The following is a 25,630-nucleotide window of genomic DNA, read 5'->3' on the forward strand; positions in this document are numbered from 1 at the left end:
AGTAGCTGCTTTTTATTTTAAGAAACTTATTTAGTGTAAAATCTTAAATATTAGTTCTTTTAAAATATCTCCCTCATTTTGATTGGCTCCAACTCCTTTACTTTTCATATCTGCATCTCTCAAAAATGACAAGACACTTGTTACTTTTTGAATGGGATAATTTCTTGCCGCCAAAAAATATTCATCTGCAAAATAAGGATTGATTCCCAAAGCTGAAGCTACTGATTTTTTTGATTTATCTTGCAAACCATGAAAAAAAAGTAATTGTGTAAAAAAACTGTTCAGCAATGAAATGGTTACAATCAGGGGATTCCCTTTGGGATTTTCAGCAAAATAATTGATAATTCTATTCGATTTTAAAACGCTCTTCTCTCCTATTGCTTTTCGCAACTCAAAATTGTTGAAATCTTTTGAAATTCCGATATTCTCTTCAATATGTTTGTCATTGATGATAGTTCCTTCAGGTAAAATAATCATCAATTTATTTAATTCATTGAAGATTTTACTCAAATCTGTACCTAAAAATTCAACCAACATCAATGCAGCTTTTGGTTCAATTTGGTATTTTTTCTCACTTAAAACTCTACGAATCCAATCAGAAACTTGATTTTCATACATCTTTTTACTTTCAAAAATCAATCCTGATTTTAAAATATCTTTGTAAAGCTTTTTTCGTTTATCTAAGGTTTTGTATTTGTAATTGAATACTAAAACAGTAGTAGGTTGCGGATTCTCTGCGTATGTAGCTAACTTTTCGATAGTTTTACTTAAATCTTGAGCTTCTTTTACAATAATTACCTGTTTATCTGCCATCATAGGATAGCGTTTTGAAGCAGCAATAATCTCTTCAATAGTTACATCTCTTCCATACATTATTTGCTGATTAAAACCCTTTTCAGATTCATCCAATACATTTTCTTCAATAAAATTGGAAATCTCATCAATATAAAAAGGTTCTTCACCCATCAAAAAGTAAATTGGCTTTAGGATTTTCCTTTTTATATCAGCTTTTATATTATTAATTTCAGTCATTTTATTACTTTTGATTGATGCAAAAACTCAATCTTCCATCCTATTCGTTCAATTTCAAAAATACGAAAAACAAGACGCTTATTTTTGATAAATTCCGAAAAAAATATGTGGTATTAACTCCCGAAGAATGGGTTCGTCAACATGTTGCTCATTTTTTACATGAAGAGAAAAAATACCCAATTTCATTGATTTCTATTGAAAAACAGTTACTTATCAATAATTTAAAAAAACGAACTGACATTATTATTTTCAATGCTTTTGGAAATCCTGAAATCATGGTGGAATGCAAAGCACCTACAATAAAAATTACACAAAAAACTTTTGATCAAATTGCACGATATAATTTAAAAATAAAAGCAAATTATCTCTTTGTAACCAATGGTTTAGACCATTTTTATTGTCAGATGGATTTTGAAAATGAAACTTATATTTTCTTGAAAGAACTTCCTGATTTTATTAAGAAAACTTTATAATGAAACTCATTTTTAAAGTGTAAATTCGCACCTTGTGAAAATAGCGATCGTCATATTAAATTGGAATGGTAAAAAACTGTTGGAAACATTTCTTCCTTCCATTGTGAATTTTAGTTCAGAAAAAGCTGAAATATTTGTTGCAGACAATGCTTCAACGGATGATTCTATTTCTTACGTCAAAAAACATTTTCCGTCTGTAAATATCATTGAAAATGCCGTAAATGGAGGTTATGCAAAAGGGTATAATGATGCTTTGCAAGCTATTGAAGCCGATATTTATTGCTTGATAAATTCGGATGTTGAAGTTACAAAAAATTGGTTAGCACCAGTAATTGAAGTTTTTGAAAAAGAGAAAAATGTAGCCATCATTCAACCAAAAATTTTAGATTATAAAGAAAAATCTAGCTTTGAATATGCAGGAGCTGGAGGTGGATTTATTGATTTTTTTGGATATCCATACTGTAGAGGACGTGTTTTTAATTCACTAGAAAAAGACACACAACAGTTTGATGATACTGCTGAAATTTTTTGGGCTTCAGGCGCTTGTTTTTTTATTCGTTCAAAAGTTTTTCGCGATCTTAATGGTTTTGATGAAGATTATTTTGCACATCAAGAAGAAATCGACTTGTGTTGGAGAACTCAAAATTTAGGTTTTGACATCAAATATGTTGGGACATCTACTGTTTTTCATATTGGTGGTGCAACTTTGCAAGAAACAAATCCGCATAAAACCTATTTGAATTTTAGAAATAGTCTGTTAAATGTCGTTAAAAATGTACCCAAAAGATGGTTTTTAATTGTTGTTCTTTCAAGGTTGATTTTAGACGGAATTGCAGGAATCAAATTTTTACTAGAATTAAGACCCATTCACACATTTGCCATTTTAAAAGCGCATCTCAGTTTTTATAAAAACCTACCATTATTCCTTAAAAAAAGACGGAAAATTATCAAAAAACAAACTTATTTTATCCACATTAGTATTGTTTGGCAATATTTTGTGTTGGGAAAAAAGAGGTTTCAAGATTTGGATTAAAGTTTATAAGATATCCAAACTCCCTTTCCCTTCCCTGATTACTGTGGGTTCAGAAGTAGTCAAATCAATAATTGTAGAGGCATAATTATCTCCATAACCTCCATCAATCACAACATCAACCAAATGTTGCCATTTTTCAAAAATCAATTCTGGATCTGTAGTATATTCTAAAATATCATCATCATCTCTGATTGATGAAGATACTATTGGATTTCCAAGATTTTCCACAATCGTTCTTGCTATATTGTTATCAGGAATACGAATTCCGACAGTTTCTTTTTTCTTAAAAACTTTTGGTAAATTGTTACTTCCTGGTAAAATAAACGTGTATGGTCCTGGTAAGGCACGTTTTAAGATTTTAAAAGTAGGAGTATCAATTTGTTTTATATAATCTGATAAATGACTCAAATCATTACAAACAAAAGAAAAATTTGCTTTTTCAAGTTTTACTCCTTTAATCTGAGCAATTCTTTCAAGTGCTTTGATATTGGTAATATCACATCCCAAACCATAGACAGTATCTGTTGGATAGATGATTAATCCTCCACTTTTCAATATTTTAACAACCTTATCAATTTGCCTTTGATTCGGATTTTCGTTGTATAATTTGATGAATTCTGCCATGATTTAAAAATACAAAAAACTCTAGATGTAATAACAAATAGAGTTTTGATTTTTTCTGGGAAGTTAGGATTTTTTATGATTTATCAATCAAACGAAATCCTTCTCCATGAATGTTTAAAATTTCTACATTTTCATCATCTTTTAAATATTTACGCAATTTTGCAATGTAAACATCCATACTTCTAGATGTGAAATAATTGTCATCTCTCCAGATTTTTGTCAAAGCCAATTCGCGAGGCATTAAATCGTTTTTGTGAATTGCTAACATTCGTAACAATTTACTTTCTTTTGGCGATAATTTAATTGGTTCTATTGCGGATGGTGATGATAAATAACGCAATTTAGAATTGAACGAAAAACTTCCGATTGTAAATTCAAAAATTTGGTCAGATTCTGAGGTTTTGTCTGATTCTTTACGTTGTAAAATAGCTTTAATTTTATGCAATAATACTTCTGAATCAAATGGTTTATTTAAATAATCATCTGCACCAACTGCATATCCTTTTAACACATCTTCTTTTAAAGTCTTTGCTGTCAAAAAGATAATTGGAATTTCCTTATTGGTTACCCTAATGTCTTGCGCTAACGAAAATCCGTCTTTACGAGGCATCATAACGTCTAAAATGCACAAATCATAATCGCTATTTTTAAACATTATTAAGCCTTCAATTCCGTCTTTTGCAAGTGTAACATTGTAGTCATTTAAAGACAAATAATCTTTTAAAACGGTTCCAAAGTTTGGATCGTCTTCTACTAATAAAATTTTTTTACTTCCCATTGTATATTAATTTAAAGGTAATTTAACTGTGAATATGCTTCCTTTTCCTTTTTCACTCTCAACAAATACTGTTCCATGATGTTTTTCTACAATTTCCTTAACATAAGCCAATCCTAAACCATGGCCTTTTACATCATGTATGTTTCCTTTTTGCTCTCTATAAAACTTATCAAAAGCCATTTTTTGAGCTGCTTTACCCATTCCAATTCCTTCATCTTTTATTTTAAAAATGAAAAATTTATTGGTGCTTTCTGTATAAATATCAATTTTTGGAGCGTCAGCTGAATATTTAATTGCGTTTTCTAACATGTTTACAACAACATTCAACAAATGAAATTCGTTCCCCGATATTTCTGATGAAATTGCCTCAAAATGTTTTGTAATACTTCCTCCTCTATCATCAATCAATAAACTTACATGATTGATTGCGTCTTCGATAATGTCGTGAACATCAACAGTATCCTTACTGATTGTTAATTGATTTTTTTCTAATCTAGATATTCGTAATACATTTTCAACCTGCGAATGCATTCGCTTATTTTCATCGCGAATCATTTTTACATATTGCAATACTTTTTCACTATCTCCGATAATTTTTGGATTTTTTATAGAATCTAAAGCCAAATTGATAGTCGCAATAGGTGTTTTAAATTCATGAGTCATATTATTGATGAAATCAGTTTTGATTTCTGATATTTTTTTCTGCTTGATTAGTTGATACAGTGAACTTGAAAAAGCGATTATAATGACAAAAATGAAAAATACAGACAACAATAAAATAGATGAAATTCCGGATAAAATATGTTCATTTTTTGATGGAAAAGTGACAAATAAATTGTATTCAGGTTTATTTTCTGAATCATACAAAAGCGGATATTCGTAACTTTCGTTGATATTAATTGTGTAATACCCTGATTTTAATTTAGTTGCTAATCCTTCATTGGTATAAACACCGTATTTAAAATCTAAATGGATATTATTTTTTATTAGCTCTTCTTTTATAGTTGCATTCAGTTCTCTATTACTAACTCTTTTATTTAGAGGATTTACTCTTTTAAAATCTTTCATGATTTGAGCAAACTGACTTTTCTCAAGGCTTTTCATTCTGCCCAAAAAAGAAAAACGTTCAACATCTTCAGCATTGAAAAGATTGTCTTGACTTTTTATAAATTTACTTTGAAAAAAATCTTTTTTTCCAGTTACTCTAGTAAAAATTATTTTTTCGTCGTCTAAAAAATCTAAGGGAATTTCAAAGTTTTCCTCTAAAACTGTTGTTCCAAAAGTTATTTTGGTATTATTTGCAGTGTCAATTTGCTGAAAAAGGTAGTTTTTAATTTGTGCGTTGTCAGCAAGTGTTTTATGCTCTAAAATATCCTGAATCTGAATTTCAATAAGCCTTTCTTCCTTTTCATTGATTCTCTCTGCAACACGTCCTAAAGATTTTTGAACATCATTTCTAAACTGTTCTTTTCTACTTTCAACAGCATTATTTATCCAATAGAGTTGAACAGCAATAATTCCTATTAAGGAAATGCTCATCAAAACAACAATGAAAATAAACATCTTTTTACCCACGTATCAAAGTTACGTGATAAAAGAATTGAAAATTAAATTTTCTAATAAATATTAACTGAAATAACTTAAATTTAAGAGTGTTTTAACAAATTCATTACAAATACTCAAATAGTAATCCTTTTTTCTGTTAAAATATTATGAATATTTTTTACTTGATTTTGGGTATGTAATAGAGTGTCATTGTTAATGATATAATTAGATTGTAGCATTTTTGCTTCTTCACTCATCTGATTATTAATTCTATTCATGACAGCTTCTTCAGTACAATGATCTCTTTGCATAACTCGCTCAACTCGAACTGATAAAGTTGCAAAAACCGTAATTATTACATCGCAAATTAGATTGCTTTTACTTTCAAATAAAATGGCGTTCTCGTAAAAAACCAACGATTTATCTTGATTTATTTTTATAAAATCTTGGAAATGTTTTCGAACTTCAGGATGTACTATTGCGTTAAGTTTTGCTAATTTTTCGGGATTTTGAAATACAATTTTTGCTAAAAAATCTCTTTGTAATTTCCCTTTTTGATACGTTTCATTTCCAAATTCAAAAATTAATTTTTCAGCAATTATTTTAGATGAATTCATCAACTTTTTTGCTTCTTCGTCAGCAATATAAATTGCTGTATTTGGGTATTTTGCAAAAAGTTTTGCAACTGTAGATTTTCCACTTCCAATGCCACCTGTTAAACCAACAATCATCATTTATTTCTGTATTAAAAAATCAATTTTTGTGGGAATTATCTTGATATTATCAACAAAATCAGGTTTTAAAACTATTTTCGGAATCAAATATCCTAACTCATTTTTGGTAGACATTTCATAATCGCATTCAATTATAAAGGAAGCTTCTGAAACTCTAGAAAATTGTGACAATGCAACCACAAAAGTCACCAAAACCGTTTCTGAAAGGGTAGTTATTTTTATATCCGTAGGAACATTTGTTATTTTAAATGGCACCTGTAAACTTCCTTCTGTAAACTTATCAACTTTTGCAGAGATTAGTGCTTTTGAAGCAGTTAACTTTATACTTTTACTTTGCGAAGGTTTTAAAATTGCTACTTTATTTGAAAAATTGCCTTTAACATTGGTAAGTTTCAAACTTTCTAAATCAAGAAATTGAATTGATTTTAATTGATTTTCATCCCCAGAAATTAGAACTGAATCTGGGGTTACTTTCACATCTCCCAAAAGATTGTATCCTACTTGAAAATTGATATTCAAATTGGGTTTTAAAGGAACTTTTTTAGTGTGTAAAAACCCCATTTTTACGTAAAGTGTATCTTTTAAAATATTCTCAATTTCTACACCAGACATCAATTGCTCTTGAATATTTGACAATTGATTTTTTGGTAAAACATACGTTTTATTTTGTGAGGTTTTAGCAAATTTAGATACATCTAATTTGATTTTTTGATCAAAAAGTTGTGACCAAAAAAGTCGAAATCCAGAACCACTCACATAGCTAGCTATTTTTTGTGGGGTCGTTTCTAAAAGGATGTTTTTTTGAGGGATATTTATGAAATTTACCTCATACTCAATAACGGTTTTATACTCTTTGGAAAAAGTAATGAGCACCCAAATCAAAAAAGAAGCTCCTAAAAATCCTAAAAATGATTTTGATATGGTTTGTGAAGTTTTCAAATGCAAATTACGATTAGTACCTTCGAATATACTTATTTTTGCATAAAAAAAGTGAACATTTTCAGAAAAAAGAAAAAGTTCACTTTAATATTTTGTTTTATAAAAAACTAACTTGCGTCTGAGTTGTTGTATTTTTTGCTCAATTCCATTGAAATTGCAGATCGCTCAAACTTGATTTTTCCTGCAGCTGTTTCAATAGTTACTGTATTGTCAGATTCGTGAATATCAGCAATTTTTCCGTGAATTCCACTAGAAGTTACTACCCTTGCACCTCTTTTAATACCCGCTTGAAAAACTTTTTCTTTCTTTTGACGATTCATCTGCGGACGTATCATAAAGAAATACAATACTAAAATCATTGCTAAGAAAGGTAGCATACTTGCTAAACCTCCTCCTGCTTGTAAAAAAATAATTGAAAACATGCTTAGTTTGTTTTTGGAATTACAGAACCTTTCAAAGTTAAAATTTCTCTTCCTGATTCAGTATTGGTTGTTAAGGTAATGGTTTTATTTTGTCTGTTTGGTTTACCAGAAGTGTTGAATGAAACTTCAATGTCTGCTGAATCTCCTGGTTTTATTGGTTCTTTTGGCCAAGTTGGCACTGTACATCCACAAGATGCTTGAGCATTAGTAATGATTAAATCTGTTTTACCAGCATTGGTTACTTTAAAAGTTGTCTCTACAATTTCGCCTTCATTTACCGTACCAAAATCATACTCAACTTTATCAAAAGCAATTGTTGCTGCTCCTTTTTGAATTTCGTTGTCTCTTGATTTTGCTTCTTCTAAATTTTCTTCATTTATTTTTGCTTTTGCGTCGCTAGTTGTGCAAGAAACTGTTACAAATAATGCACTAAAAAAGATTGCTAAAATGGCTGTTTTTCTCATGATTTTAAAATTTTTGTAAAAGTAACAAATATTTTTTTCAAATAAGTATTTATAATAATCCTCTTCCTATTTTAACTATTTTTTTGTTCTTTTCGAACTCTTTCGAAATTTTATCTAACACACCATTGATAAAATAACTACTTTTTTCAGTTGAATAATCTTTTGAAATTTCAATATATTCATTGATGGTAACTTTTACAGGAATTGACGGAAAATTTAAAAATTCAGTGATTGCCATTTTAATTAAAATCATGTCAATATCTGCGATTCTATCAGTTTCCCAATTGGGAGTCCTTTCTGAAATTTCTTTTTCATACTCACTCAATTTTAAAATTGTTTTTGTAAACAATTTCGAAACATACTCTTCATCATCTTTGTCTTTGTAAAGACTACCTAATAAAAAATTATCATTATTTTTAGATTTGCTCAATGACTTTAAAACCCAAGTATTTACAAACGGAATATCATCTACCCAAGTTATCATTTTATCTTCAAAATACTCAGCTAATTTTTCATTAGGAGCAATGATTTCTCTAAAAAAATCAATTACAAAAGCACGATCTACATTGAAAGAATCTTCAACAGTATCTAAATAATTTTTATAAATCTTGCTGTTTAGCAATTCCTCGTAAATTATTTTTACATATTCATCGTCAACCTCCCAATTTTTTAATTTATTGATTTCACAATAACTAATCAAACTAACACTTTCTTTTATTGTGTTGATTAATTTGTTGTTTAAAAATTTGGTATTGGGTTTTAAATCTTCTTTTGTAGCAAGAATTTTCTTTTTAGAAAGCGCAATTTTTTTTGCTGCAAGTTTCTGTACTTCAATAATTAGTAAAAGATTAAGAACGTACAAATCAAACATTTTAAGAATGCTAAGCTTTAAAAATTTTTCCTCTTTCACGAGATCATCGCTTTGAGATTGTTGCATAGCATAAATAGATTGCATTACTTTAACTCGAATATGTCTTCTGTTTATCATCTAAAAGAACTTAAATAAGATGCGTTTTTCGCGATGCAAAAATAGCACTATTTTCTTTTTTTGAAGGAAATCTTTTAATTCTTTTTTAAGAATTCAATTTACACTGAAATTGGTATCTTCGTGCTCTATTTTATCAAAAAACACTTTTGAAAGCACTACAACATTTAAACAAATATTTAGCGAAATATAAATGGCGAATTTTAATTGGATTGTTAATTACAGTTCTCTCCAAAATTTTAGCGCTTAAAATCCCTCAAATTATCAGACAATCATTGAATGTTGTTGAAGAATATCAACAAGGAAAAATAACTGATTTAGTTCTTGTAAAAAAAGAATTATTGTGGAATATTTTTATCATTATCGGAGTTGCTTTATTAAGTGGATTTTTCACCTATTTAATGAGACAAACTATCATTGTTACATCAAGATTGATAGAATTTGATTTAAAAAACGAAATTTATCAACAATATCAACGACTTTCCCTGAATTTTTATAAGAAAAATAGAACTGGTGATTTGATGAATAGAATCAGTGAAGACGTTTCAAAAGTGCGCATGTACGTAGGTCCTGCTATCATGTACACCATGAATATGTTGGTTCTTTTTATTGTTGGTTTTGCACAAATGCTAAAAGTAGATGTAAAATTAACGTTATACACTTTGATTCCTTTTCCTTTTTTAGCAATTTCTATTTATTTTTTAAGTACCATTATCAATAAACGGAGTACAATAGTTCAGCAATATCTTTCAAAATTAACCACGTTTACACAAGAATATTTCTCAGGAATAAATGTTGTAAAATCATACGGAATTGAAAAATCTATTATCAAAGATTTTGATGCAATTGCTGATGAAAGCAAAGAAAAAAACATTGATTTACAATTTGCAAATGCGCTATTTTTTCCTTTAATGGTGCTGTTAATTGGCATTAGTAATATCATTGTAATTTATGTAGGAGGAAATTTATATGTCGAAAATAAAATTCAAATTGGGGTTGTTGTTGAGTTTTTATTGTACGTAAATATTTTAACTTGGCCTGTAGCAGTTGTTGGTTGGGTTACATCTATGGTGCAAGAAGCAGAAGCCTCTCAAGCAAGAATTAATGAGTTTTTAGAGGAAGTTCCTGAAATTGAAAACTACAGCAATGAATCCTTAGAAATTGAAGGAAAAGTTACTTTTAAAGACGTTACTTTTACGTATGAAGACACCAATATTACAGCTTTAAAAAACATCAATTTCACAGTAAATTCAGGTGAAACTTTAGCGATTTTAGGAAATACAGGTTCAGGAAAATCGACGATTATTGAATTAATTTCACGATTGTATGATGTTACTGAAGGATTGATTTTATTAGATGACAAACCTATTAAAGAACTGAATTTGAATGAGGTAAGAAATCAAATTGGTTTTGTACCTCAAGATCCATTTTTGTTTTCAGATACTATTGAAAACAATATCAAATTTGGCAAACAAGATGCCACTGAAGAAGAAATTATGGAAGCTGCAAAAAATGCAGTAGTTCATGAAAATATCATCGATTTTGCAAACGGATATAAAACTATTTTGGGCGAACGTGGTGTAACGTTATCTGGAGGACAAAAACAACGAGTTTCCATTGCAAGAGCCATTATTAAAAATCCAAAAATTTTGATTTTTGACGATTGTTTATCGGCAGTTGATACAGAAACTGAAGAGCGAATTTTAGCGAATTTGGAAAAAATATCAAAAAGTAAAACCACATTTATAATCAGTCATAGAGTGTCATCAGCAAAAAATGCTGATAAAATTATTGTTTTAGAAGAAGGTAAAATTATACAACAAGGAACTCACAATCAATTGATAACCGAAAATGGCTATTATAAAAACTTGTACGAACAACAACTTTTAGAAAAAGAAATATAAACTTTATGAGTATCAAGTAAAATATTTTATTAGATTTGTGCAAGTCAAAAACGAAATTATAACACTATTTAAAAGAATTATGGCAGAGAGAGTTGAACAGGAAGAAATTTTTTCACAGGTTTTAAGAGCAGGAAGAAGAACATATTTTTTTGATGTAAGATCTACAAAAGCAGATGATTATTACTTAACAATCACTGAAAGTAAAAAATTTACACACGATGATGGTTCTTTTCATTATCAAAAGCACAAAATTTATCTTTACAAAGAAGATTTCAATGATTTTCAAGAAATGCTAACAAAAGCAACAGATTATATTTTGAATGAAAAAGGTGATGAAGTAATTAGTGAGCGTCATCAAAAAGACTTTAAAAAGGAAGATGAAGAAGAAAATGAAAACGAAGAAATAAAATCTTCAAGTAGTTTTACTGATATTTCATTTGACGATATTTAAAGAAAAACATCAATTTTGCCCATAAATCAAATGGCAAAATTTTCTAAAAATTTTTAATTCAAGTTTTATTTACACTAAGAAACCGTAGGCATTTTGTTTGCGGTTTTTTTATAAAACCAATTTCATAGTTTTACTCTTAGAAACGGTTTCTTGCCACTCTTTTTCAGGATTACTATCTTTCGTAATACCACCACCAATGAATAGATTAGCAAAATTATTTTCGATTTTCATACAGCGTAAATTCACAAAAAGTTGTGTTTTATTCGATTTTGATTCTTTAGAAATTACATTCATTTCTCCCAAAAAACCTGTATAAAATTCTCTATTGTAATTTTCGTTTTCAAGAATGAAATTTTTAGCAATATTTCTTGGCAATCCACAAACAGCTGGGGTTGGATGCAAACTTTCAATCAATTCTTTTAAAGTTGATTTTGAAGGATGTAAGGTTCCAGAAATTGCCGTTTTTAAATGAAATAAATTACCAGCTTTTACAGTTTCAGGATTGCTAATTTGTAAATGTTCAACTTTATTTTTAAGCTGACTTTCAATAAAATCAGTAACTAACGATTGCTCTTCCAACTCTTTTTGTTGCCAAATTACAGCTGCTAAATTGTCTGCAACTTGTGTACCAGCCAAAGACATGGTTTCAAAATGAAGATTTTCAACAGTTAAAAGCGTCTCTGGAGTTGCACCTAACCACAAACCTACTTTTGGATGAAACCAAACATACACAAAAGCATTTTGATAATTTTGAAGTAATTTTTTATAGGTTAAAACTACATCAAAATTTTCTAAAGGAATTGATTCTTTTCTAGAAATAACTACTTTTTTAAAGCTTTCTTTCTTGATTTCATTAATGGCATTTTCAACAATTTTTTGATGATTTTCTTTTTGTATTTCAGTTTCAGCAAAATTGTTGTTTTCAATTGGTACGTCAATAAAATTGATGTTTTCTGAAAAAAAATCAAATTCGTCGAACGGAAAAAAAATAGGTTTTTCAACAGCATCAAAAGGCGCAAAAACAAATCCACTTTCAGAAAAATCCTCTAAAAGAAACAAAGAATCATTTTTAGAAAATAACGCCAAAATCTCTTTTGTATTCGGTTTTCTGTAAACAACAAAAGGTTGATTTTCTTGGTAAGAAGTTGCTATTTTTGAGAATATTTTCAATTCAAACAAAGGATCAATTGTTCTCTAATAAAATCAAATCTATTCCAAATAATTCCATGATCACCTCTTCTAATTTGAATCAACTCAAATTGTTCTTTTGGAAATTGAGTTGCCAATTTTTCAGAATTTGCATACGGAACTAAATGATCATTCTCACCATGGATGGCTAAAATTTCATTAGAATTCTGATTCCATTTTTTTTCAAATATTTTCAAATCACTTTTGTGTGAAAGCTTTTCTTTTGCAGCTTGTTTCCAAATTGGAGGAACCAACCAACGAGTAACTTTCCAATTATAAAGATTTAATAACCAAGGCATTACTTCTCTATTACTAAAAACTGCAGGTGCTAACAAAACTGCTTTTTTGTAACGTGTTGTATCTGCTAAAACGATGGGTCCTCCATACGAATATCCAACAACTACTGTTTTGTTTTTAGGTAAATCTTTGGTGATGCTTTGCAACATATCTCTTTCAAAAGCGATAGATTCTTGCACATCATTTGCATCTTCGTAATTGTAACCAACTCTGTCATAGCTTATAAAATTCGCTTTAGAGTAAATCATAGGATCTTTCATATAGCTTATAAAATCAATGCACGATCCTACAGTACCATGCACAAAAACAATAGTTGGTAAAACAGTATCGTTTACAATTGATAATTTTCTGTATTTCAGATTTTTAAAATTGTGATATGAAATTTTTGGAGTTAATGCTACATCTTCAAATTCACTTAAAATAGCTTTGTCAGATTTTGGTGATGTGTAGAAATAAAAAAGTGCATAAATTATGGTAAACAAAATGAATACAATAATTGAGAAAACTTTTAAAAATCTTTTTAAAAAACCGGTAATAAACATCCTTTACTTTTTATCCAATACAATATTAGTGAGTTTACAAATAGAAATGAGTTGTTGTTCATCATCAAATACCTTAATTTCCCACAAATGAATTGTTTTACCTTTGTGGATTTGCTTGGCAACACCATAAACAAAACCCTCTTTAACACTTTTTAAATGATTGATGCTCAGTTCAATTCCTTTGATAATTTTCGTTTCATTATCAATAAAAATTGCTGATGCACAACTTCCAACTGTTTCAGCTAAAGCAGCAGTTGCACCTCCATGTAAAATTCCATAAGGCTGATGAACACTGCTATTTACTGGCATTTTTGCAGTCAAAGAATCTTCTGTTACATCTACAAACTCAATTTGCAAAGTTTGCATTAACGTATTTTTGGAAAGACGATTACAAGTATCAAGAATTTTTTGCTTGTCCAATCAATTTGAAATTTAAAGACGTAAAAATACACATAATTTATCGTATTTTTGTTACGTTTTTTATAGAAGTTTATGTACAAAATTCGCGCAATCTTAGATACACAAGAAGATATTATCAGAACTATTTTGGTTGATGATACTATTAATTTAGAAGAATTACACCTAATTATTGCAAAATCTTTTGGTTTTGAAGGTCATGAAATGGCATCATTTTACAGAGCAGATGAAGATTGGAATCAAGGAGAAGAAATTCCGTTATTTAACATGGCTGAAGCTGGTGAAGATATCTCAATGGAAAATTGTATTTTAAATGAAACGTTACCTGATGAAAATGACAAATTGATTTATGTGTATGATTTTTTAAATATGTGGACTTTTTATGTTGACGTTGTAGAAATTTCTAACGAAAAAAGAACTGATTTACCGAAAACAATTTTAGCTGTTGGTGAAGTACCAAAAGAAGCTCCTCAAAAACAATTCACTGCAGAGGATTTTGAGGACGAATTTGACGAATTTGGAGATGATGATATGATTGATGAAGATTTTGATAGTTTTGATGACATTGAATACCCTGAATACTAGAATTTAAGAGTTTTTCTAATAGTTTTTCGGTTTATTTGTGTAACAATATGATTCTTAAATCGTCCTAAATATACAACTAACTAAAAAACTACTTTTTTTGGAAACAATACTTTCGATCAAAAATCTTGACAAAAAATATGGTGCTGTTCATGCCGTTAATAACCTTTCTTTTGATATCAAAAAAGGAGCTGTTTACGGAATTTTAGGACCAAATGGCAGTGGAAAATCAACTACTTTAGGAATCATTTTAAATGTTGTCAATAAAACTTCAGGAGAATTTTCTTGGTTTGATGGCAATCTTTCTACGCATGATGCTTTAAAAAAAGTGGGCGCTATTATTGAGCGACCCAACTTTTATCCTTACATGACTGCTACTCAAAACTTAGCTTTGATATGCAAAATCAAAGGAATTTCAACCGAAAAAATCGATGAAAAATTAAAAACAGTCAATCTTTTTGAGAGAAAAGATAGCAAATTCAAGACATTTTCTTTGGGAATGAAACAGCGATTGGCAATTGCATCAGCTTTATTAAATGATCCTGAAATTTTAATTTTAGATGAACCAACCAATGGATTAGATCCTCAAGGAATTCACGAAATTCGTCAAATTATAAAAAGTATCGCTGCAAATGGCACTACTATTTTATTGGCATCGCATTTACTAGATGAAGTTGAAAAAGTATGTTCGCATGTGGTTGTTATTAGAAAAGGAGTAAAACTATACAGTGGACGTGTAGACGAAATGACAGCATCAAAAGGTTTGTTTGAATTAAAAATTGAGAATAATAAAGAAAAATTGATTCAGATTTTAGAAAATCATGAAGCTATTGATCGAATTACTCAAGATCATGAAACCATCATTGCAACTTTAAAAAAAGATATTTCTGCGACTGAAATAAATCAATATTTGTTTGAAGATGGACTCGTTTTATCGCATTTAGTAAAACGAAAACCAAGTTTAGAACAACAATTTTTAGACTTAACAAACAATAATTAATTTCCAAAAAAACGCGTTATGTTTAGACTATTATCTATAGAATTTCACAAGTTAAAATACAACAGAGCCAGTAAAGTTTTATCTATTATTTACTTTGGACTATTAACTTCAATTGCCCTAATTGCCGCAATAAAATTTGAATTTGGTAATTTTAAATTGCATTTAGCAGAAGCTGGAATTTTTAATTTTCCTTACATCTGGCATTTCAATACTTTTATTGCAGCCATCTTAAAATTCTTCTTATTATTGGTAATTGTATCAATGATGTCTAATGAATATAGCTATAAAACACTGAAACAGAATTTAATAGATGGTTTGAGTAAAAAAGAATTTATACTATCAAAATTTTATACAGTTATTGCATTTTCTCTGATTTCTACTGTTTTTGTTTTTGTGGTTTCATTGATTTTAGGATTTTTTTATTCAGATTACAATGAATTTTCTATCATTTTTTCTGATTTAGAATATTTATTAGCATTTTTTATAAAACTCCTTGGCTTTTTCTCTTTTGGATTATTTTTAGGAATTCTCATCAAAAGATCAGCCTTTGCTGTTGCTGGTATGTTGGTTTGGTTCATTGGTGAAAGTATTTTCAAAGGATATTTGTATTGGTCTTTTAGAGGCGAGAAAATTCCTAGTGAAAAAGTAGATAGTATCATGCAATTTCTACCCTTAGAAGCAATGAGTAATTTAATAAAAGAACCATTTTCTAAATTAGGAGCAATTAGAAGTGCTGCAAACACTATGGGAGAAGCGTTTACAAAAAGTTATGACGTAGAATTTTTAACGATTTTAATTGTATTATTTTGGACTTTCATTTTCATTTTTTCATCGTATAAATTACTTGAAAAAAGAGATTTATAATTCTTAACTATTACAAGAAAACAGCTTTAAAGAAAATTCTTTAAAGCTGTTTTTTTTATTAAAGAAATCATTTACAAATTTGAATGTTAAAAAAAGTAAGGCTCAAATCTTTTTTAAATATCTTTGAATTTTATGAATCCATTAAAATCAGGCAAATATCCATCAGGTTCTATTATTAATGTATAAAGGTTTCAAATTTTTTATCTTCTTATTATCATTATCAATGTTCTCTCAAAATGAAACTAAGAATTGGTATTTTGGAAATAAAGCTGCCATTAAATTTGAAAATGGAAGAGTTATCAATCTCGATGATAGTGAAATGGATGCTCCTGCAAATTCGACATCAATTTCTGATGAAGAAGGAAATTTGTTATTTTATTCTGATGGGGCAACAGTTTGGAATCGAAATCATGAGATTATGGAGAATGGTTCTGGGCTTTTTGGTGAAAATACACTACTTCAATCCACAATAATTATCCCTAAACCAAGAGATAAAAATAGTTACTATTTAATTTATGCGAGGCAAGTTGTAAGCCAAAATCTACAACAAGCAATTGGAATTTATTACGCTGAAATTAATTTTAGTACAACTTTTCCTTTAGGAAGAGTTACAGAAAAAAATATTTCATTAAGCTATAATTCACCATCCGAAAAAATAACTGCTGTTCATCATAAAGATGGAGAGAGATTTTGGCTAGTTACTGTTGAAGGATTGGATAATGACATTTCAAAATCAAAGAAAATTTTTAAAGTTTTTCAAATTGACACAAATGGTTTGAATAGAGTTCCAAAAGAAACTCCTGTTAGTTTTGAAATTGAAAATTTAGGAACAATGAAACTTTCTCCATCAGGAAAAAAATTACTTATTACTTCAAATACCGAAAATAATTCTCTAAGATATCTTCATGAATATAATTTTGATACTGAAACCGGAAATCTAACTTTTGTTACTCATTTTCCTCTTGAAAACACCTTTGCTGTTTGGCCCTCAAAAGGAATTGAATTTTCACCAAATGAAAAATTTATTTACATAAGTTATAGTAATGGCGCTAGAAATGGAATTATTCAATATCAACTCGAAGATATTGAAGATTTTGATGAGGCAAGATCTTTTTTATATTCAAGTAATGCAATTAAAATAAACGGACTTCAAATAGGAAACGATCAAAAAATTTATGTGGCTTTGGATGACGAAGCTGATGGCCATGATTACCTAGGAGTTATTGAAAATCCTAATGAAAAAGGCTTTTTAGCAAACTATAAACACAATGCAATTCGCCTTTCTCCAAATACATCAAAAAGAGGATTGCCAAATTTTATTCAATCGTATTTTGCATCAAAAATTATCACAGAAAATGTTTGTTATATCGATGAATTTTCATTTTATGCGGAATCATTTGCTCCAATTTCAGGAATTTCTTGGGATTTTGGTGATGGAAATACAAGTACAGAAATCAATACCAAACACACTTATAATTCTCCAGGAACTTATATAGTTACAGCCATTTTATCTGTTGCTAATAAAAATATCACAGTTACAAAATTGGTAAGAGCTTTTGAGTTGCCTATCATTCTTCCGAATCAGGAATTGGTAGAGTGTGATGAAGATTTAGACGGACTTACAACTTTCAATTTAGAGAACATTAGAGATAAAATTTTAAGAAGAGGAGCCACTGAAAACATAGATTATTATCTTAGTTTGAATGATATTTCAACAGATACTAAAATTCCTAATCCAGAAAATTTTCAGAATACCATTTCCAATCAACAGATATTTATTAAAGCAACGAATGAAAATGGATGTTTTGAGATAGGTTCCTTCACTATTAGAACTCGTTTTGTGCAATTGGGTAATATTCCAACAATTTTTGTCTGTGAAAATTCTGATGGAATTTCTGGAAATGCAAAAGGTCAATTTAATATTTTAAATTTAGAATCTCATATTCGAAGTCAGTTAACAATCCCAGCAAATTCAAGACTTTCATTTTATCCAACTTTTGAAAATGCTCAAACAAGCACCAATAATTATACAGGTTTATTTTCAGAAACCTCCAAAACAATTTACCTGAAAATTGTTGAAGCCGATCAAAGTTGTGGAGGAATCAAGGCTTTTCAAATCGTTGTAAATTCTGAACCTATTATCAATCTACAAGAAGAATACACCATTTGTTTTGACCCTAGTTTAAAACCTCCAATTGTACTTTTTGGAGATATTAGTAATGAAAGATTTGAATGGAGAAATAGTAATGGCGTTATAATTAGAAGTACTCGAAATTTTGTTCTAAGTGCCGTTGGTGAATTTTCGCTTACGGTTTATAAAACTGAAAATAATTTGGAGTGTTCAAATACAAAAACATTTAGAGTTGTCAATCCAAATCCTCCAGAATTCTCAGAAATTTTAGTGAATACTGAAGATGAAACAAACAATATTATTGATGTTTTAATCAATGGAAATAGCAATTATGAATTTTCATTAGACAATATCAATTTCTCAGGAAATGGAAATTCTTATACATTTTCAAATGTAGCTGCAGGATTACAAACCATTTTTGTAAGAGATGTAAACTCTTGTGAACAACAGATTCAAAGAACAGTTTCTGTAATTGGTTATAATAAATATTTCACACCAAATGGTGATGGAATTAATGATTTTTGGAATATTAAAGGTTTAGATAGCAATTCATTTAAATCCATAAATGTCAGCATTTTCGATCGTTATGGAAAAGTTATTCATTCCATAACTGATTTTACTTCTCTAGGATGGGATGGTAGTTTCAACGGAAAAAACTTACCCGAAAATAATTATTGGTTCAAATCTGAAATTATTGATAAGAATGATAATTTGATTAAAAAATCTGGAAATTTTAGTTTGATTAGAAATTAACAACGGTTTTCAATGCGTATTTTTGCAGTATGAAATTTACGTTAGAATCCAACTTTTTACCAACTGGAGATCAACCAGAAGCTATCAAAGAATTAACTCATGGAATTCTCTCAGGAGAAAAATTCCAGACTTTATTAGGCGTTACTGGTTCAGGAAAAACATTTACGATTGCGAACGTTGTAAAAAATGTAGAAAAACCAACCTTGGTTTTAGCTCACAACAAAACATTAGCTGCGCAATTATATTCAGAATTCAAGCAGTTTTTCCCAAAAAATGCTGTTGAATATTTTGTTTCTTACTATGATTATTATCAACCAGAAGCTTATATTCCTGTAACTGGAACCTATATAGAAAAAGATTTATCTATCAATGATGATATTGAAAGATTGCGATTAAGCACCACTTCTTCCCTACTTTCTGGCAGACGTGATGTGTTGGTTGTTGCCTCAGTTTCTTGTTTGTACGGAATTGGTAATCCTGCAGAATTCAAAAAAAATGTCATTCCAGTTGCCATTGGTCAGCAAATTGCACGTACCAAATTTTTACATCAATTAGTAACGAGTTTGTATTCACGAACTGAACACGATATCAAAAGCGGAACTTTTAAAGTAAAAGGTGATGTGGTTACTATTTATCCATCTTATGGCGATTTTGGGTTCAGAATTCATTTTTTTGGGGATGAAATAGAAGAAATTGAATCCTTTGATTTGGAAAGTAATGCCATTGTTGAACGTTTTCAAGAATTGACAATTTATCCTGCAAATCTGTTTGTTACGTCTCCTGATGTGTTGCAAAATGCCATTCATCAAATTCAAGAAGATATGATGAAACAAGTGGATTTTTTCACTGAAATTGGGAAACATTTGGAAGCAAAACGTTTGAAAGAACGCACAGAATTTGATTTAGAAATGATTCGTGAATTAGGCTATTGCTCAGGAATTGAAAATTATTCTCGCTATTTAGATGGACGTGAACCTGGCACAAGACCTTTCTGTTTATTAGATTATTTTCCTGATGATTATTTGATGATTATTGACGAAAGTCACGTTACAGTTCCGCAAACGCATGCCATGTATGGAGGAGACAGAAGCAGAAAAGAAAATTTGGTGGAATATGGATTTCGTTTGCCTGCAGCCATGGACAATCGTCCTTTGAAATTTGAAGAATTTGAAGCCTTGCAAAACCAAACAATTTTTGTAAGTGCAACTCCTGCAGATTATGAATTGCAAAAAACGGAAGGAATTTTTGTGGAACAAGTAATTCGTCCAACAGGATTGTTAGATCCAATTATTGAAATCAGACCAAGTATCAATCAGATTGATGATTTGATTGAAGAAATTCAACTTCGAGTTGAAAAAGACGAACGAACTTTGGTAACAACTCTTACCAAAAGAATGGCTGAAGAACTGACAAAATACTTAACTAGAGTTGATATTCGCTGTAGATATATTCATTCTGATGTGGACACTTTAGAGCGAGTTGCCATCATGCAAGATTTACGAAAAGGCTTGTTCGATGTTTTGATTGGAGTTAATTTATTACGAGAAGGATTGGATTTACCAGAAGTTTCGTTAGTTGCCATTTTAGATGCTGACAAAGAAGGATTTTTACGTTCACATCGTTCATTAACTCAAACTATTGGTAGAGCTGCAAGAAATGTAAATGGTTTAGCGATTTTGTATGCAGATAAAATAACCAATAGCATGCAAAAAACGATTGATGAAACTGACAAAAGACGTGAAAAACAGCTTATTTACAATCAAAAAAACAACATTACTCCTACTCAAATTTCAAAAAAAATAGACGATACATTGTCAAAAAGTGCGATTTCGAGTTATCATTATGACAATGCCATTCAAAAAGTTGCCGAAAATTCATTAGAATATTTGCCAAAAGAAGAAATTGAAAAACGCATCAGAGAAAAGCGTAAAGAAATGGAAACAGCTGCAAAATCATTGGATTTTATTGTTGCTGCAAAATTGCGAGATGAAATTGCAGCTTTGAAAGAAAGTTTGTGAAAATTTAAAATAACTCAAACAAAAAAGCCTCATTTTTCAATGAGGCTTTTTTAATTATAAACTTAAAAATTTAAGCACTTAATACTTCTTGTACTTTATCAGCAGCTTCTTGAAACTCGGTAGCTGAAATAATTTTCATTCCTGAATTGTCAATCAATTCTTTGGCTTCTTTTGCATTTGTTCCTTGCAATCTGCAAATAATTGGCACTGTAATTTTATCACCCATATTTTTATAAGCATCAACTACTCCTTGAGCAACTCTGTCACAACGTACAATTCCACCAAAAATATTAACCAAAATGGCTTTCACATTTGGGTCTTTCAAAATGATTCCGAAAGCAGTTTCTACTCTTTGAGCATCTGCAGTTCCACCAACATCTAAAAAGTTTGCTGGTTCTCCTCCTGATTCTTTAATTAAATCCATTGTTCCCATTGCCAAACCAGCTCCATTTACCATACATCCTACATTTCCATCTAATTTAACATAATTTAAACCAGCTGCTTTTGCTTCAACTTCAATCGGATTTTCTTCACGCAAATCACGCATTGCTTCATAATCTTTATGACGATACAAAGCATTTTCATCCAAAGAAACTTTTGCATCTACAGCCATAATTTTATCATCCGAAGTTTTTAAAACAGGATTGATTTCAAACATAGAAGAATCCGATTTGATGTAAGCTGTATATAAAGCCGTTACAAATTGTGTCATTTCTTTAAAAGCTGTTCCTGATAAGCCTAAATTAAATGCAATTTTACGAGCTTGGAAAGGCATAATTCCTAATAAAGGATCAATTTCTTCTGTAAAAATTAAATGTGGTGTTTCTTCAGCAACCGTTTCAATATCCATTCCACCTTCTGTAGAATACATAATCATATTTTTACCAGTTGCTCTGTTTAACAAAACAGAGATATAAAACTCCTCTGGTTTAGAATCACCTGGATAATACACATCTTCGGCAATCAATACTTGATTAACCAATTTTCCCTCTGCAGGAGTTTGTGGTGTAATCAACATCATTCCTAAAATTTCTCCAGAAATACGCTCAACATCAGCTATGTTTTTAGCCAATTTAACTCCTCCTCCTTTTCCACGACCTCCAGCGTGAATTTGTGCTTTAATCACATGCCATCCTGTACCAGTTTCTTCTGTTAATTTCTTAGCAGCTGCAACAGCTTCAGCAGGAGTACTTGCTACAATTCCTCTTTGAATTCTTACTCCAAAACTACTTAATATCTCTTTTCCTTGGTATTCGTGTAAATTCATTTGTATCGCTTTTAAAACGCTTGCAAAAATACAAATTCAATCACTAAAATTCCTATAATATTTTATAAAATATGAGGTTAAAATGATGAAAATTAAAATATTTCCAATTGACGTCCATTCTTTCTCTTTAAAAATTGATAAAAACAAAATACTTTTAAAAAGTCCGTTTGATTTTTTATACTTTCGTTAAAAATTTTGATACTAATTATGATTGTTGCAGAAAATATTCACAAATATTATGGTGATGTTGAAGTGTTAAAAGGTGTGAATTTACACATCAAAAAAGGAGAAATTGTAGCGATTGTTGGTCCTTCTGGAGCTGGAAAAACAACCCTTTTACAAATTTTAGGAACTCTTGACAAACCTGAAAAAGAAACTGATTTTCAGCTTAGCATCAATGATATTTCGTTAAAAAAATTATCCGATAAGCAATTATCTGAATTTAGAAACAAACATATTGGTTTTATTTTTCAATTTCATCAATTATTACCCGAGTTTACAGCCTTAGAAAATGTGTGTATTCCTGGATTTATAGCAAAAAAATCGAAAAATGAAGTCGAAAATGAGGCTAAAAAAATTCTTTCTTTTTTAGGATTGTCACATAGATTACAACACAAACCAAATGAACTTTCTGGGGGTGAGCAACAAAGAGTAGCTGTAGCAAGAGCATTAATTAACAATCCTGCTGTTATTTTGGCTGATGAACCTAGTGGAAATTTAGATAGTGAATCTGCTAAAAATTTACACGAATTATTTTTTACTTTGAGAGATGAATTTGGACAAACTTTCGTTTTAGTTACACATAATGAAGAATTGGCAAACATGGCAGATAGAAAATTGACCATGATTGATGGAAAGATGACAGAATAAATGACGCAAACCGAACTCAAAGAATTCCTAGACGAAAAGGCGCGTTTTTACAACAATCCTTCGTTTATTGAATCTGATCCTATTCAAATTCCGCATCAATTTTCTAAGAAAGAAGACATTGAAATTGCAGCATTTTTAACGGCAACAATTTCTTGGGGAAATCGAAAAATGATCATTCAAAATGCTTCAAAAATGATGGAATTGTTAGAATTTTCTCCTCATGATTTTATTCTGAATCATCATGAAAATGATTTAAAATCGTTTGATAAATTTGTTCATAGAACTTTTAATTCTATTGATTTCCAGCAATTTATAAAATCATTACAACATATTTATTTAAATCATGGTGGATTGGAAAATACATTGTTGATTTCAGATAAATCAGATACCTATCAAAAGGCAATTCATCAATTTAAAAAACTTTTTTTTGAAATTCCACACTCAAATAGAACACAAAAACACATTTCAGACCCAATGAAAAATTCGGCCGCAAAACGTATCAATATGTTTTTACGTTGGATGGTTAGAAACGATACTAGTGGAGTTGATTTTGGAATTTGGAAAACCCATAATCCTGCGAATTTATCTTGCCCTTTGGATGTTCATTCAGGGAATGTTGCACGAAAATTAGGCATTTTAAAAAGAGAACAAAACGACTGGAAAGCTTTATCAGAGTTAGATAAAAAACTTCGAAAATTTGATAAAAATGACCCTGTCAAATACGATTTTGCACTTTTTGGATTAGGCGTTTTCGAAAAGTTTTCATAAGAAATCAACAATCCTTTTGTTTTCATTTTAATTGTGATATTTTAGACTGCTAAATTTTGAATATCATGAAAAAAATAGTTTTCTTATTTGCTTTAATATCACAAATATTATGGTCTCAAGATCCAAGAATCCCTTTAGACACCATGGTTGTTACTACAAATTCTGTTGTCATCAAAGGAAAAACAGTTCCCTATAAAGCCACTACTGGCATGCAACCAGTTTGGAATGAAAATGGCGAAATTATTGCTGCTTTATATTACACTTATTACAAAAGAACAGATATTAAAAATGATGAAGAAAGGCCTATAATCATGTCATTTAATGGTGGTCCTGGTTCTGCATCTGTTTGGATGCACATTGCTTACACAGGTCCAAAAGTGTTAAAAATTGATGATGAAGGATATCCTGTACAACCTTATGGAATCAAAGATAATCCGAATTCAATTTTAGATGTTGCTGACATTGTCTATATAAATCCTGTAAATACAGCATATTCAAGACCAGTTGTTGCTGATGGAAAGAAATTAGATAAATCATTGTTTTTCGGAATCAATGCAGATATTACCTATTTAGCAACATGGCTTAACACTTTTATTACGAGAAATAATCGTTGGAAATCTCCAAAATATATCATAGGCGAAAGTTATGGTGGTACAAGAGTAATGGGTTTAGCCGCTGAATTACAAAATAAACAATGGATGTATTTGAATGGTGTAATCATGGTTTCGCCAGCAGATTATAAAGTTTTACGCACAGAAAGTTCAGTTGATTATGCTATAAATTTACCCTATTTTACAGCTACAGCTTGGCATCACAAAATGCTTTCACCTGAATTACAAAATAAAGATTTACTAGAAATTTTACCAGAGGCTGAAGATTTTGCTATCAACAAATTATTACCAGCCATTGCAAAAGGCGGATTTATCAGTGAAATTGAAAAAAATGACATTGCAGAGAAAGTAGCATTTTATTCAGGATTATCTAAAAAAGTAGTACTTCAAAATAACTTAGAAATTTCTCCAAATTTCTTTTGGAAAGAATTATTAAGAGATAAAACCGGACAAACTATTGGAAGATTAGACTCAAGATATTTAGGCATTGATAAGCGCGAAATTGGCGAAAATACCGATTATAATCCTGAATTGACTTCATGGTTGCATTCATTTACACCAGCAATTAATTATTACATTCGTGAAGAATTGAATTTTAAAACAGATGTAAAATATAATCTATTTGGCCCTGTTTCTCCTTGGGATAATTCGAACGATAATGTTAGAGAAGGTTTGCGTCAAGCAATGGCTCAAAATCCATATTTAAAAGTGCTTGTTCAATCAGGATATTATGATGGTGCAACCACCTATTTTAGCGCAAAATATACCATGTGGAAAACAGATCCAAGTGGAAAAATGAAAGATCGATTTACATTTAAAGGATACAGAAGTGGACACATGATGTATTTAAGAAGCGAAGATTTACAAAAATCGAATGACGATTTGAGAGCATTTATTCTACAAAGTTTATCAAAAAATAAATCTGCAAAATACTAGTA

25 protein-coding genes are annotated in these 25,630 nt (G+C 29.8%); 12 read left to right on the forward strand and 13 right to left on the reverse strand.

Features of this window, described 5'->3' with window-relative positions; translation table 11 throughout:
- Positions 1–30: 30 nt before the first annotated feature.
- A complete protein-coding gene (gene holA, locus WHA43_RS03595) occupies positions 31–1,032 on the reverse strand; it encodes a DNA polymerase III subunit delta (protein ID WP_105045773.1) in 1,002 nt (333 codons plus the stop codon).
- A gap of 17 nt (positions 1,033–1,049) precedes the next feature.
- Between holA and WHA43_RS03600 the strand changes: the two genes are divergently transcribed.
- A complete protein-coding gene (locus WHA43_RS03600; RefSeq protein WP_105045774.1) occupies positions 1,050–1,505 on the forward strand; it encodes a type I restriction enzyme HsdR N-terminal domain-containing protein in 456 nt (151 codons plus the stop codon).
- A gap of 34 nt (positions 1,506–1,539) precedes the next feature.
- On the forward strand, positions 1,540–2,538 hold the full coding sequence (locus tag WHA43_RS03605; RefSeq protein WP_105045775.1) for a glycosyltransferase family 2 protein: 999 nt from the start codon (positions 1,540–1,542) through the stop codon (positions 2,536–2,538).
- A gap of 3 nt (positions 2,539–2,541) precedes the next feature.
- Here WHA43_RS03605 and WHA43_RS03610 read toward each other — a convergent pair whose 3' ends face one another.
- From WHA43_RS03610 to nusB, 8 genes are all read right to left on the reverse strand, one after another.
- Positions 2,542–3,162: an L-threonylcarbamoyladenylate synthase gene (locus WHA43_RS03610; protein WP_105045776.1), complete on the reverse strand. Its 621-nt coding sequence runs from the start codon at positions 3,160–3,162 to the stop codon at positions 2,542–2,544.
- Positions 3,163–3,235: 73 nt separating this feature from the next.
- Positions 3,236–3,940 (reverse strand): response regulator transcription factor, encoded by a 705-nt coding sequence (locus WHA43_RS03615; protein WP_105045777.1) that lies wholly within the window; start codon positions 3,938–3,940, stop codon positions 3,236–3,238.
- 6 nt (positions 3,941–3,946) lie between these two features.
- On the reverse strand, positions 3,947–5,503 hold the full coding sequence (locus WHA43_RS03620) for a sensor histidine kinase (protein WP_226742808.1): 1,557 nt from the start codon (positions 5,501–5,503) through the stop codon (positions 3,947–3,949).
- A gap of 116 nt (positions 5,504–5,619) precedes the next feature.
- Complete coding sequence (gene coaE / locus WHA43_RS03625; protein WP_211290305.1) at positions 5,620–6,219, reverse strand: dephospho-CoA kinase; 600 nt, start codon at positions 6,217–6,219, stop codon at positions 5,620–5,622.
- A complete protein-coding gene (locus WHA43_RS03630) occupies positions 6,220–7,158 on the reverse strand; it encodes a CdaR family protein (protein WP_105045779.1) in 939 nt (312 codons plus the stop codon).
- A gap of 107 nt (positions 7,159–7,265) precedes the next feature.
- The gene (gene yajC, locus WHA43_RS03635; protein ID WP_105045780.1) at positions 7,266–7,580 is read right to left on the reverse strand and encodes a preprotein translocase subunit YajC; all 315 of its coding nucleotides are present in this window, start codon (positions 7,578–7,580) and stop codon (positions 7,266–7,268) included.
- Positions 7,581–7,582: 2 nt separating this feature from the next.
- Positions 7,583–8,044 (reverse strand): DUF1573 domain-containing protein, encoded by a 462-nt coding sequence (locus WHA43_RS03640; RefSeq protein WP_105045781.1) that lies wholly within the window; start codon positions 8,042–8,044, stop codon positions 7,583–7,585.
- 49 nt (positions 8,045–8,093) lie between these two features.
- Positions 8,094–9,032, reverse strand: coding sequence for a transcription antitermination factor NusB (gene nusB, locus WHA43_RS03645; protein WP_105045782.1), 939 nt, complete (start codon positions 9,030–9,032; stop codon positions 8,094–8,096).
- 146 nt (positions 9,033–9,178) lie between these two features.
- Here nusB and WHA43_RS03650 point away from each other — a divergent pair, with 146 nt between their 5' ends.
- Together WHA43_RS03650 and WHA43_RS03655 are read left to right on the forward strand one after the other, a co-directional pair.
- Positions 9,179–10,933 carry an ABC transporter ATP-binding protein gene (locus WHA43_RS03650; protein WP_105045783.1) on the forward strand — a complete coding sequence of 585 codons (1,755 nt, stop codon included), beginning with the start codon at positions 9,179–9,181 and terminating at the stop codon, positions 10,931–10,933.
- A 79-nt stretch (positions 10,934–11,012) separates the two neighbouring features.
- Complete coding sequence (locus WHA43_RS03655) at positions 11,013–11,384, forward strand: PUR family DNA/RNA-binding protein (RefSeq protein WP_105045784.1); 372 nt, start codon at positions 11,013–11,015, stop codon at positions 11,382–11,384.
- A gap of 108 nt (positions 11,385–11,492) precedes the next feature.
- Here the strand turns inward: WHA43_RS03655 and WHA43_RS03660 are convergent, their stop codons facing one another.
- The 3 genes from WHA43_RS03660 to WHA43_RS03670 form a co-directional block, all read right to left on the reverse strand.
- Positions 11,493–12,554, reverse strand: a complete 1,062-nt coding sequence (locus WHA43_RS03660) for an isochorismate synthase (RefSeq protein WP_105047277.1) — start codon at positions 12,552–12,554, stop codon at positions 11,493–11,495.
- A complete protein-coding gene (locus WHA43_RS03665) occupies positions 12,551–13,351 on the reverse strand; it encodes an alpha/beta hydrolase family protein (RefSeq protein ID WP_170039509.1) in 801 nt (266 codons plus the stop codon). The genes WHA43_RS03660 and WHA43_RS03665 overlap by 4 nt, the downstream gene beginning before the upstream one ends.
- Before the next feature lie 63 nt (positions 13,352–13,414).
- Positions 13,415–13,777 carry a PaaI family thioesterase gene (locus tag WHA43_RS03670; protein WP_105045786.1) on the reverse strand — a complete coding sequence of 121 codons (363 nt, stop codon included), beginning with the start codon at positions 13,775–13,777 and terminating at the stop codon, positions 13,415–13,417.
- Positions 13,778–13,903: 126 nt separating this feature from the next.
- Here WHA43_RS03670 and WHA43_RS03675 point away from each other — a divergent pair, with 126 nt between their 5' ends.
- The 5 genes from WHA43_RS03675 to uvrB all read left to right on the forward strand — a co-directional run bounded on the left by WHA43_RS03675 (position 13,904) and on the right by uvrB (position 21,176).
- Positions 13,904–14,413 (forward strand): IS1096 element passenger TnpR family protein, encoded by a 510-nt coding sequence (locus WHA43_RS03675; protein WP_105045787.1) that lies wholly within the window; start codon positions 13,904–13,906, stop codon positions 14,411–14,413.
- 97 nt (positions 14,414–14,510) lie between these two features.
- Complete coding sequence (locus WHA43_RS03680) at positions 14,511–15,410, forward strand: ABC transporter ATP-binding protein (protein WP_105045788.1); 900 nt, start codon at positions 14,511–14,513, stop codon at positions 15,408–15,410.
- Between the two features lie 18 nt (positions 15,411–15,428).
- Positions 15,429–16,274 (forward strand): ABC transporter permease, encoded by an 846-nt coding sequence (locus WHA43_RS03685; RefSeq protein WP_105045789.1) that lies wholly within the window; start codon positions 15,429–15,431, stop codon positions 16,272–16,274.
- Between the two features lie 223 nt (positions 16,275–16,497).
- On the forward strand, positions 16,498–19,158 hold the full coding sequence (locus tag WHA43_RS03690; protein ID WP_170039511.1) for a T9SS type B sorting domain-containing protein: 2,661 nt from the start codon (positions 16,498–16,500) through the stop codon (positions 19,156–19,158).
- A gap of 29 nt (positions 19,159–19,187) precedes the next feature.
- A complete protein-coding gene (gene uvrB, locus WHA43_RS03695; protein ID WP_105045791.1) occupies positions 19,188–21,176 on the forward strand; it encodes an excinuclease ABC subunit UvrB in 1,989 nt (662 codons plus the stop codon).
- 70 nt (positions 21,177–21,246) lie between these two features.
- On the opposite strand, the gene sucC is transcribed toward uvrB, so the two are convergent.
- Positions 21,247–22,443 carry an ADP-forming succinate--CoA ligase subunit beta gene (gene sucC, locus WHA43_RS03700; protein WP_105045792.1) on the reverse strand — a complete coding sequence of 399 codons (1,197 nt, stop codon included), beginning with the start codon at positions 22,441–22,443 and terminating at the stop codon, positions 21,247–21,249.
- Positions 22,444–22,650: 207 nt separating this feature from the next.
- On the opposite strand from sucC, the gene WHA43_RS03705 reads away from it, so the two are divergent.
- The 3 genes from WHA43_RS03705 (at position 22,651) to WHA43_RS03715 (ending at position 25,628) form a co-directional block, all read left to right on the forward strand.
- Positions 22,651–23,313, forward strand: a complete 663-nt coding sequence (locus WHA43_RS03705) for an ABC transporter ATP-binding protein (protein ID WP_105045793.1) — start codon at positions 22,651–22,653, stop codon at positions 23,311–23,313.
- Positions 23,314–24,081, forward strand: a complete 768-nt coding sequence (locus tag WHA43_RS03710) for a TIGR02757 family protein (protein ID WP_105045794.1) — start codon at positions 23,314–23,316, stop codon at positions 24,079–24,081.
- A 65-nt stretch (positions 24,082–24,146) separates the two neighbouring features.
- Positions 24,147–25,628 carry a S10 family peptidase gene (locus tag WHA43_RS03715; protein WP_105045795.1) on the forward strand — a complete coding sequence of 494 codons (1,482 nt, stop codon included), beginning with the start codon at positions 24,147–24,149 and terminating at the stop codon, positions 25,626–25,628.
- Positions 25,629–25,630 lie beyond the last annotated feature (2 nt).

The organism is Polaribacter gangjinensis, from assembly GCF_038024125.1.
Lineage (GTDB): Bacteria > Bacteroidota > Bacteroidia > Flavobacteriales > Flavobacteriaceae > Polaribacter > Polaribacter gangjinensis.

Excerpts from the sequence above, each read along its gene's own strand:
- holA (WP_105045773.1), bottom strand. The coding sequence starts at position 1,032 with ATGACTGAAATTAATAATATAAAAGCTGATATAAAAAGGAAAATCCTA.
- WHA43_RS03600 (WP_105045774.1), top strand. The coding sequence starts at position 1,050 with ATGCAAAAACTCAATCTTCCATCCTATTCGTTCAATTTCAAAAATACG.
- WHA43_RS03610 (WP_105045776.1), bottom strand. The coding sequence starts at position 3,162 with ATGGCAGAATTCATCAAATTATACAACGAAAATCCGAATCAAAGGCAA.
- WHA43_RS03615 (WP_105045777.1), bottom strand. The coding sequence starts at position 3,940 with ATGGGAAGTAAAAAAATTTTATTAGTAGAAGACGATCCAAACTTTGGA.
- WHA43_RS03620 (WP_226742808.1), bottom strand. The coding sequence starts at position 5,503 with ATGTTTATTTTCATTGTTGTTTTGATGAGCATTTCCTTAATAGGAATT.
- coaE (WP_211290305.1), bottom strand. The coding sequence starts at position 6,219 with ATGATGATTGTTGGTTTAACAGGTGGCATTGGAAGTGGAAAATCTACA.
- yajC (WP_105045780.1), bottom strand. The coding sequence starts at position 7,580 with ATGTTTTCAATTATTTTTTTACAAGCAGGAGGAGGTTTAGCAAGTATG.
- WHA43_RS03640 (WP_105045781.1), bottom strand. The coding sequence starts at position 8,044 with ATGAGAAAAACAGCCATTTTAGCAATCTTTTTTAGTGCATTATTTGTA.
- nusB (WP_105045782.1), bottom strand. The coding sequence starts at position 9,032 with ATGATAAACAGAAGACATATTCGAGTTAAAGTAATGCAATCTATTTAT.
- WHA43_RS03655 (WP_105045784.1), top strand. The coding sequence starts at position 11,013 with ATGGCAGAGAGAGTTGAACAGGAAGAAATTTTTTCACAGGTTTTAAGA.
- WHA43_RS03670 (WP_105045786.1), bottom strand. The coding sequence starts at position 13,777 with ATGCAAACTTTGCAAATTGAGTTTGTAGATGTAACAGAAGATTCTTTG.
- WHA43_RS03675 (WP_105045787.1), top strand. The coding sequence starts at position 13,904 with ATGTACAAAATTCGCGCAATCTTAGATACACAAGAAGATATTATCAGA.
- WHA43_RS03685 (WP_105045789.1), top strand. The coding sequence starts at position 15,429 with ATGTTTAGACTATTATCTATAGAATTTCACAAGTTAAAATACAACAGA.
- WHA43_RS03690 (WP_170039511.1), top strand. The coding sequence starts at position 16,498 with ATGTTCTCTCAAAATGAAACTAAGAATTGGTATTTTGGAAATAAAGCT.
- uvrB (WP_105045791.1), top strand. The coding sequence starts at position 19,188 with ATGAAATTTACGTTAGAATCCAACTTTTTACCAACTGGAGATCAACCA.
- sucC (WP_105045792.1), bottom strand. The coding sequence starts at position 22,443 with ATGAATTTACACGAATACCAAGGAAAAGAGATATTAAGTAGTTTTGGA.
- WHA43_RS03705 (WP_105045793.1), top strand. The coding sequence starts at position 22,651 with ATGATTGTTGCAGAAAATATTCACAAATATTATGGTGATGTTGAAGTG.
- WHA43_RS03710 (WP_105045794.1), top strand. The coding sequence starts at position 23,314 with ATGACGCAAACCGAACTCAAAGAATTCCTAGACGAAAAGGCGCGTTTT.
- WHA43_RS03715 (WP_105045795.1), top strand. The coding sequence starts at position 24,147 with ATGAAAAAAATAGTTTTCTTATTTGCTTTAATATCACAAATATTATGG.